Here is an 8635-nt window from a genome sequence, read left to right on the forward strand (position 1 = left end):
ACCTTTCCAATCTTGACTTAACTCAAACCATCGACACATTTAATCGGAAACTCCCCATGTAGCGCAGACATTCGACTGTCAGTTCGTTTGCAAACGCCGCATCACGCTTGACCGTCTTCTTCTGCTGGCGGGCACGTTCAATGATCTGGTTGGCCGCTTCATTGCCCAAAAGCTCAATGGCTCTGCGCAGAGACTTCTTGAGGGATTCGGAAACACCATAGGCCTGCTTGTGGGCGTTCTCGTCCACGTGATCGAGAAGCGCGGTGCTTCCATCGCGACCGGTCATGGACTCAGCCGAGAGCAGGGCTGCACATGCGTCGATCACACGGTCTTCGCGACGGGTGAAGATTTCCTTCCAGTCAAAGCGAAGCACGCTGTGACGATTGAACTTCGTTCGATCGATCAGAAGCCAGTGTTCGGAAGAGGCCAGAATGACCCAGCGGGGTGCATAGTCGGCACTGAAGACGCGCTTTTCAAGTATGCGGTTCCAGTTGTCGGCCAGATCCTTGCGGGCAGATGCCGGCAGATCAAAGTTGTCTTCCGTGAACTGCCGGGTTTGGACAAACATTTCCAGAGGATCGGTGTCGGCCGACTGAGCAATCTCTTCATTGATGGTCGGAGTAGCCTCGAAAACCCACACAATGGGTTCGGTCTTCTTGCCGTCTCGATAAAGCGCTCCCAAGAGAGGAAGCGGCATGTGGTCGTTGCCTGCGACATAGAAGGGATCCTTGGACGGATCCGCAACCGGGAGGCCCAAAACCTTTAGGAGGCGAGCGGTAATTTCGCGTTCGGCTTCAATGCGATCTGTTGTGTTTTCAATTCGACGCGCTGCGGCCATATCATCGAGAAGTTCACGGCAGATGCTTCGGATTTCCCGACCCGGCGTGCGAAGCCAGGAGGTCAACCCCTTGCCTTCAGCTTCTGTTCGTCGCGTTGTCTCTTCCTCGTTCCACGCATTCAGTTGTTCTTTGAGCGAGTCTGCAAGTCCTTCGGAGAGGAAGTAGGCGCTGTAATATTCGTTTTCGTTTTGGATTCCAATCCAGTCCATTTTTCTAGTTCCTCGTCCGTGATCAGAAGATGGTCAGCATCTCGCCGCCGGCGGTTCGGGTGCCGATCGTCGGCATCACGGGTTTGCCGGTAAAGACGGCAACCACCTGCACATAGGGGCGGTTGTCAAGCTCATATGTGCCCGCTACGTAGTCTCTTGTTTCACGGAAGCATTTTTCAATGTATTCCTTTCTGGCCTCACGCTTGGCTTCCCTGGTCTTGAGGGTTCCCTTGACAGGGGAATCCTCAAAGAGACTCATCTGCTTTTCCCAAAGTCCATTCAGCTCTTCAATCTTCTGATGAACGATCGGGATGTACTTTTCATTAAAGATCTGCTTCTTTCGATTTAGTTCGTTTTCGGCTGCAGAAACGACGTCAGGCAGCAATGCTTCAATCGCCGTCGTATCGATGTCCTTCTGCGTGTTGATCCAGTCCGCCTTCGGATTGATGCGGGACATCAGCACTTTGCGCTTGTGTACGCCCACTACGCCGTTTTGATTGACTTCAACGGCAATCCAGTCGTGAACCGGCGTGCCTCCTCGCTTGTTGGGGAAGCCGCCCTGCAGAAGGACCCAGAATTCGCCTTCGGCAAAATCCGGCACGGACACGACAGGGGCGGCATGACGTCCGAAGGAGCCGATCGCCCAGTCTTCCATCCACTGCATGACGGGGTGAAGCTCCCAGAGGAGCTGGAGCGTAGGCCAGGAGGAGTTCGGATTCAACCCGGCATTACGAATGGCGTCCTGAACATCTTTGTTGCAGTCGCTCAGTTCAAAGCACTTATTCTCGGGCAGGACTTCCTTGGGCAAATACTCCAGTCGAACTTCAAGATCCTTGGGCGGTAGCAGGCGGATGCAGCGATCATCGTCACGAATTTGAACTTCAGTGGAAATGCCGCCTTCACCCGCGTCAAGATTCTGGCGAAGCTTGAGTCCGGCCTTGAGGAAGTCAAAGTCGGATTTGAAGAGAAGGCTGCGCGGGATGATGTCTTCTTCGCCCGCAGAAATGAGCGGCTTGTCATTGTTTACGGCTTCGAAGGCTGCCATCGGATTGAAGATGTCAAACGGCATTTCCTCTGACGGTTCTATAACTGGGTCCGCGCCTTCGATCATTCTTGCGGTGCGGTTTTCCTGTTCTTCGCGGGTGCCGGAGAATTCGCCCGGGTCGTCAATGTTGTTGACGGCGTTCTTGTCCTTATCGACGAGCAGCTTCATGATGTGCGCATCGCCGATGAACTTTCCGCTGCCGGTGTCCGCGATGGTCTGCATGTAGCGGATGAGCGGCTGTTCGGTCTGTCCATAACGGTCAATACGACCATTGCGCTGCTGGAACGTCATAAGGGACCAGGGAATGTCGAAGTGAATCATTCGATGGCAGAGACGATGCAGGTTAAGACCTTCGGAGGCTACGTCCGTGGCGAGCATGAGTCGGAGCGGCGTGTCCTTTTTGTTGAACCGCTCGACGGCGTCCATGAGGTCCTTGTCGCTGTCGTCGCCCTTCAGGCAAACAAACTGTTCTTTCTTGAGCTTCAACGCGTCCGGCAGATGCTGTTCAAGGAACTTCAGCGTCTGACGGCTTTCGGTAAAGATAACAAGACGATCATCAGGATTCGCAGGCGTCCACTTGAAGCCTTCGCCGGGATCCTTCAGGATTGTGACGAGTTCCTGATACTTGGAGAAGTTTGGTGCGTCAATTTCCTTCAGAATGCGCACAAATTCCTGCAATGTCTGGATGTCATGCGAGGTTTTCTCCACATCCTTCGCCGAAAGAAGTTTCTTGATTCGGTTTTCGCAGGTGGAAATACAGGCAGCCGGACTCGAGAAGAGGGCCTTTTCAAGATTCGTCTTGAAAAGCATGGCGCCGGTTTCCGTCTTGCGCTTGGAGTCGATGTAGGTGAATTTCAGATTCTCGAGTGCAGCATAGGCCGCTTTCTCAACCTCGCTCGCCTCAACCTCAATCGTCTGAATGTCTCGTTCGGGGAAGGCCGTCTTGGCCTGATCTCGAATGTCGTTCTTGAAGCGGCGAATGACGAGGCCCTTGTCCTTAAAGTCTTCAGCCGAGTAATTCGACGGATCGGCAATGACGGTGGGATCGAGCATGTCGATCAGACTCGCAAAGCTCTCGGGCTTGCCGTCATGCGGCGTAGCCGAAAGCATGATGAGGGCATCTGAACGGCGGGAAAGAAGTCGAGCGAGTTTGGAGCGCAGGCTGTCCGTGCCGCGCTCGGCCACGTTGTGCGCTTCGTCGATGACGATGATGTCCCAATAGGCCTGCTCGAGATAGGCGCTGTACTGACTGCTCTGCTTCAGAGTATCGATGGAGATGATCGCCTTGTCGACATACAGGAACGGATTGTGACCGGCAGGGATCTGCTGCTGAAGACGAGCAATCCCGTCGCTGTCCAGACGCGTGAGCGGAATGGAGAAGCGGTTCCAGAATTCCTGTTGGAACTGTTCAAGCATGGCCTTGACCGCCAGTACCAGAATGCGCTTGCCGCGCTGTCGCTCGATAAGTTCGGAAACGAGAATGCCGGCTTCGAGTGTTTTACCAATACCCACGGCGTCGGCAATGAGAATTCGCGGACGCGGTGCTTCAAGCGCCATCAAGGCAGGCTTGAGCTGGTAGGGAAGGACGTCCATCGCAGCGTCCTGTGCGATGTGAATCTTGGCGTCGGTTGCAGGCGTGCGTCGCAAAAGCGAGTCAATAAAAAGCTTCGAGCGAACGTATCCGGGAGACTTGTCCTGAACGATGCGCGTCTGTTTGGGATCAAGAATCTGAATCTTTTGCTTCAGATCGGGGCGTTCTTCGTATTCGACAACAAACTTGGCCAGTCGGCCGCTGACGATGTTTGAAATGCCTAGGCAGGTCAAAACCTGCATGGGGGCATTGCCTACACCGGGCAGAACACCGATATCAACGTGTTTGACCAACCATTCGGCATCACGCACAACAACACGCATGCCGGCTGCAAATCTCGCTTTATTCGTACTCATCCGTCACATCCAGTTCCAGTGAAATTCACGAACCCGAAGGTTCAAATCCAGAGGAACAGCCGTGATAAAGAGTATGTCTCTCAGAATACAAAGAGATAGTCCCGGCACATGATATGCTTCTGTGTCTGGGAGGTTTCTATGCATTAGTTCAACACACCTCGCCTCCGCCGCGTTGACGAAGTCGACGCAAAGTTCCTCACCTTCAAGCTCACCCCTGAGCAAAAGGCTCGATTGCCCAAAGGGAAGAAGATCGTCTTCCGCAAGTCTACCCATCCGAAGAAGGGGAAGGGATATCGTCAGTTTGTGCCTCGTGCTGAGTACACCAGCAGCGAGCCGGGGAAGCGCGGACGCGCGGTGGCGATTGCGACCAAGCTTCTCGGTGTGATCTGGGACGACGATCCTGAGTGGATCTACGAGACGGACAAGTCTAAGTCTTCCATCAAGGCGCGTCGCGTCGAAGCCACTAAAAAGGCAGAAAAATCATATCGTTCGGTGGAGAGCATGATCTGTCGGATGTTCAGTGACACCATCGAATATGAACAAACGGCCGTGCTCGTCAAGACAATTCGGCTCTTCAGGCATGGTTGTGGGTAGCCCTGGGGAATACCGTTTCAAATGCCCTGAGCGCTTCATGCCATCTCTGCCCTCTCGATGCTCAATCGAAATATCGGTTGTCGAAATATCACTCCGGAGGACTCTCCAAGCGGGCGTATCATCTGCAGCTTTCTGAAACAACCGGAAAGATTCCATTCTCCGCCATGACCCGCACCGCCTCAGAAGCGACTGAGAAGAAACCCTCCGCCGCGCTCCGCCGCCCGATCGACATGAAGGCCTTTCTCATCTGCGTCGTGCTCTCGATGATCTGGGGCATGCAGCAGACGGCGATCAAGGCCGCGGGCCCGGACATCTCGCCGATGCTGCAGGTGGGGGTGAGGTCTCTGGCCTCGGCCTGTCTGCTCCTTCTCGCCAACCACTTCTATCTGAGGGAGAAGTGGAACTGGAACGTGCGCTTCCGGGACGCCTGCCTCGTGGCCCTTGGGTTCATCGGGGAATTCTTCTTCGTCGCCGAAGGTCTGCGGTTCACGACCGCCTCCCACATGTCGGTGCTGCTCTACACCGCGCCCTTCTTCGCGGCGGTCGGGCTCTCGATCCGCCTGCCCGAAGAGCGGCTCGCCGTCCTGCAGTGGGCGGGGCTGCTCGTCGCCTTCAGCGGCATCGTCGTGGCGTTCCTGCTTCCGGCGGTTTTGGCCGGGCAGGGGGCTTCCGGGGACCTCTGGATCCTCGGCGACCTCCTCGGCCTCATGTCGGGCGTCTCCTGGGGGTGCACGACGATCTTCATGCGAACGACCACGATGAACGACGCCGCGCCCACGCAGATGCTCTTCACCCAATTGGCGGGCGCCGCGGTCGTCCTCATCCCGATCGCCTTCCTCACCGGGCAGGATCACTTCGCCGGCACTCCGATCGCCTGGGCGAGCATCCTCTTCCAGATCTTCATCGTCTCTTTCGCGTCCTACCTCGTCTGGTGCCAGTTGATCAAGGTGTATCTGGCGGCGCGCCTGGGCGTTCTCGTCTTCATGACGCCCTTCTTCGGCGTCCTCTTCTCGGTGATGCTTCTCGGGGAAACGATCGGGTCCTTCTTCGTCTGCGGGTCGCTCCTGATGTTGGCGGGCCTCCTCATGGTGCAGGCCAAGGGCGCGAGGCTCCTCCAGCGCCGCAGGGGCGACCTTGCGGCCATCAAGTGATGGAGATTTCGGCAGCGTCTTTCATTCCCTGGCAAAAACAGTAATCTGTCAACTATTTGACGATTCTGTTAATAACATGCGCCTTCCCCCTTTTTCATCGAAATCAACCGGAGGTCGTCTTCGCTGAAGGAAGACGATCTTCTCAGAACGACTACTCCGAATCATGAAAAAATGCCTTGCCGCGGCGCTTCTCTGCGCCGCCCTTCTTTCCGGCTGCATGTCCCTTCCCATCACGGCCGATCGGGCCGCCGCCGTCGAGCCGGTTCACATGGCTCAGCCTTCCGGTCCGGACGATGCCCGTGTGACGGTCGTCCGTGAGGGCGGCATCCTCGGCGCAGTGAACCCGATGTCGATCTACATCGAGTCGTTGCTCGTCGCCGCTCTGTCTCCCGCAGAGAAGACGACGGTCTACGTTCGGCCGGGCGGACGCTTTGTCATGGCGCGCATGGGTTATCTCGACACTGCGGAACTCATCGACATCAAGCCGAAGTCGGAGATTGTGCTTTATGTTTCCTCCGTGATGGGCAAAGGCTTGTCCATTTCAAAGGGTGAGTGATGGGAGCCGCGGGGCTGCGTCCCGCATGGAAAGCGATCCCGCATCTTTCAAGAGAAAGCCTGCGGGATCACGTGGAGTGAAAAAATGGGTGAGGCGCTTGACCGGGTGATCAAGCGCTACGCCCTGCGGCCGTCGCGGATCCGCCGGTACTTGCCCGGAAGTCCCGCCATCCACGGGAACTTTGCTTCATGGGCGGCGCGGAAGGCTTCGATCTCGGCCTTGTCCTGCAGCGTCGCGTCCACCATGTCGAGCCCCTGGAGGAGCATGCGGCGGTGGCGGGGAGCAACCTGGAAGCTCCAGGACGCTGCGCCCGATTCAAGCGCAATACGCTCGGCCTCGAGGTCGATCACGAGCCGGACGGGCTTCACGTCCGAGAGGGCCGCGAGGATCGCGGCGCCGTCCTCTGGCGTGACGCGCGCGGCAAGGAGCCCGTTGTTGAAGCAGTTCGAATAGAAGATCTCGCCGAAGGAGGGCGCGATCACGGCGCGGATGCCGTACTGCAGCAGCCCCCAGACGGCGTGCTCGCGGCTTGAGCCGCAGCCGAAGTTGGGTCCGGCGGCGATGATCTTCGTCTCCTCAAACCCGGGGCGGTTCAGAACGCACTCGGGGCGCGGGCGTCCGTCGGCGTCCATGCGGAGGTTCCAGAGGAGCCCCCGGCCGAGGCCCTTCTTGTCGATCCCGTGCAGGAACTGCTTGGGCATCAGCTGGTCGGTGTCGAGGTTGTCGATCGGAAGCGGCGCCGCAACGGCGGCGAGGGTCGTGAATTTTTCCATCTGTCTTCTCCTTCGCTGCGGCATCAGAGGCGCTCCAACGTACGCGGATCGGTGATGACGCCCGTCACTGCCGAAGCGGCGGCCGTTTCCGGGCTCACGAGATGCGTTCTTGCCCCGCGCCCCTGCCGGCCCTCGAAGTTGCGGTTCGTCGTGGACGCGCACCGCACGCCTTCGCCGAGGATGTCGCCGTTCATCGCGAGGCAGAGCGTGCACCCGCTCTTGCGCCATTCAAACCCCGCCTCCTTGAAGATCCGGTCGAGCCCTTCGGCTTCAGCCTCGCGCCGCACCCGCATCGAGCCCGGCATCACCTGGGCGCGCACGCCCTTGGCGACCCTGCGGCCCTTCAGCACGGCCGCGGCCGCCCGGAGGTCGGAGATGCGCGCATTCGTGCAGCTCCCGATGAAGACGTGCTCGATTGGCGTGCCCGCCATCGGCTGACCCGGTTCCAGACCTTGGTAGGCGAGTCCGCGCCGGGCGGCCTCGCGCGCGATCGGGTCGGTGAAGGACTCCGGATCGGGAATCGGCTCGTCGATCGCCGCGGCCTGATCGGGCGAGGTTCCCCAGGTCGTCATCGGCGTCACCGAGGAGGCGTCGAGCTCAACCACGCGGTCAAAGTGCGCGCCCGGGTCGGAATGGAGCGTCTTCGCGTAGGCGGCCATGGCGGCGAAGTCCTCGTCCGAGAGGCCGAGCGCATGGGCTTTCACCCAATCGAGCGCCTTTTCGTCCGGAGCGATCAGGGCGCCGCGGGCGCCCGCCTCAACCGTGAGGTTGCAGAGCGTGAGGCGTCCCTCCATCGGGAGCGCTTCGACGGCGCTGCCGCAGTATTCGACGACGAGACCGAGCGCGCCGCGCGCGGAGGTTTTGCGGAGCACCGTGAGGACGAGGTCCTTCGCGGTCGAGCCTGCGGGCAATTGTCCGTTGATGCGGATCCGCATCGTGCCGGCGAGCCGGTAGACGAGGGTTTGAGTCGCGAGAATGTGCTCGATCTCGGAGGTGCCGATGCCGAAGCCCAGGGCGCCCAACGCCCCGTGGGTGGTCGTGTGGCTGTCGCCGCAGATCACCACCATGCCCGGGCGCACGAGGCCCTGTTCGTCCATGAGCACGTGCTCGACGCCCTGGTCGAGGTCGTTGGGTCCGTAGAAGGCGTCGATGCCGTATTTGCGGCAGTTCGCTTCGAGCGTTTCGGCCTGCACGAGGCTCGCATGGTCGTGAATGACGCGCGGCGTGACGTCCTCGCTCGGAATGATGTGGTCCACGACGCAGAGGTGTGCGTCGGGCACCGCCACCGGAACGCCGCGTTCACCCAAGCCCGCAAAGGCCTGCGGGCTCGTGTATTCGTTGGCGAAGTGGGTGTCGCAGTAGAGAAGCACGGTTTGGGCGTCGATGCGCTTCACCGTGTGGGCGTCCACGATCTTGGTGTAGAGCGTCTTCGGGGTCTCGTCGGAAGTGTGGGTCATCTGGTTTCCTGTGATCACTCTCCGGCCTGAAGGCCGGAGCTTCTTGATTCGCTGAGCCTCGCGG

7 protein-coding genes are annotated in these 8635 nt (G+C 58.8%); 3 read left to right on the plus strand and 4 right to left on the minus strand.

Annotated features, from left to right (window positions below):
• Window positions 1-22: 22 nt before the first annotated feature.
• Together ACT6Y9_RS06225 and ACT6Y9_RS06230 are read right to left on the minus strand one after the other, a co-directional pair.
• Window positions 23-1048 (minus strand): hypothetical protein, encoded by a 1026-nt coding sequence (locus tag ACT6Y9_RS06225; RefSeq protein ID WP_443743884.1) that lies wholly within the window; start codon window positions 1046-1048, stop codon window positions 23-25.
• A gap of 22 nt (window positions 1049-1070) precedes the next feature.
• The gene (locus tag ACT6Y9_RS06230) at window positions 1071-4040 is read right to left on the minus strand and encodes an SNF2-related protein (RefSeq protein WP_443743885.1); all 2970 of its coding nucleotides are present in this window, start codon (window positions 4038-4040) and stop codon (window positions 1071-1073) included.
• 231 nt (window positions 4041-4271) lie between these two features.
• Here ACT6Y9_RS06230 and ACT6Y9_RS06235 point away from each other — a divergent pair, with 231 nt between their 5' ends.
• The 3 genes from ACT6Y9_RS06235 to ACT6Y9_RS06245 all read left to right on the plus strand — a co-directional run bounded on the left by ACT6Y9_RS06235 (window position 4272) and on the right by ACT6Y9_RS06245 (window position 6341).
• A complete protein-coding gene (locus tag ACT6Y9_RS06235; protein ID WP_443743886.1) occupies window positions 4272-4634 on the plus strand; it encodes a hypothetical protein in 363 nt (120 codons plus the stop codon).
• A gap of 164 nt (window positions 4635-4798) precedes the next feature.
• A complete protein-coding gene (locus tag ACT6Y9_RS06240; RefSeq protein WP_443743887.1) occupies window positions 4799-5785 on the plus strand; it encodes a DMT family transporter in 987 nt (328 codons plus the stop codon).
• 163 nt (window positions 5786-5948) lie between these two features.
• On the plus strand, window positions 5949-6341 hold the full coding sequence (locus tag ACT6Y9_RS06245; RefSeq protein ID WP_443743888.1) for a hypothetical protein: 393 nt from the start codon (window positions 5949-5951) through the stop codon (window positions 6339-6341).
• Window positions 6342-6457: 116 nt separating this feature from the next.
• On the opposite strand, the gene leuD is transcribed toward ACT6Y9_RS06245, so the two are convergent.
• On the minus strand, window positions 6458-7114 hold the full coding sequence (leuD, locus tag ACT6Y9_RS06250; protein WP_443743889.1) for a 3-isopropylmalate dehydratase small subunit: 657 nt from the start codon (window positions 7112-7114) through the stop codon (window positions 6458-6460).
• A 23-nt stretch (window positions 7115-7137) separates the two neighbouring features.
• The gene (gene leuC, locus ACT6Y9_RS06255) at window positions 7138-8571 is read right to left on the minus strand and encodes a 3-isopropylmalate dehydratase large subunit (RefSeq protein ID WP_443743890.1); all 1434 of its coding nucleotides are present in this window, start codon (window positions 8569-8571) and stop codon (window positions 7138-7140) included.
• Between the last annotated feature and the right edge of the window lie 64 nt (window positions 8572-8635).

Source organism: Sutterella sp., from assembly GCF_052272535.1.
Classification (GTDB): Bacteria; Pseudomonadota; Gammaproteobacteria; order Burkholderiales; family Burkholderiaceae_F; genus Sutterella.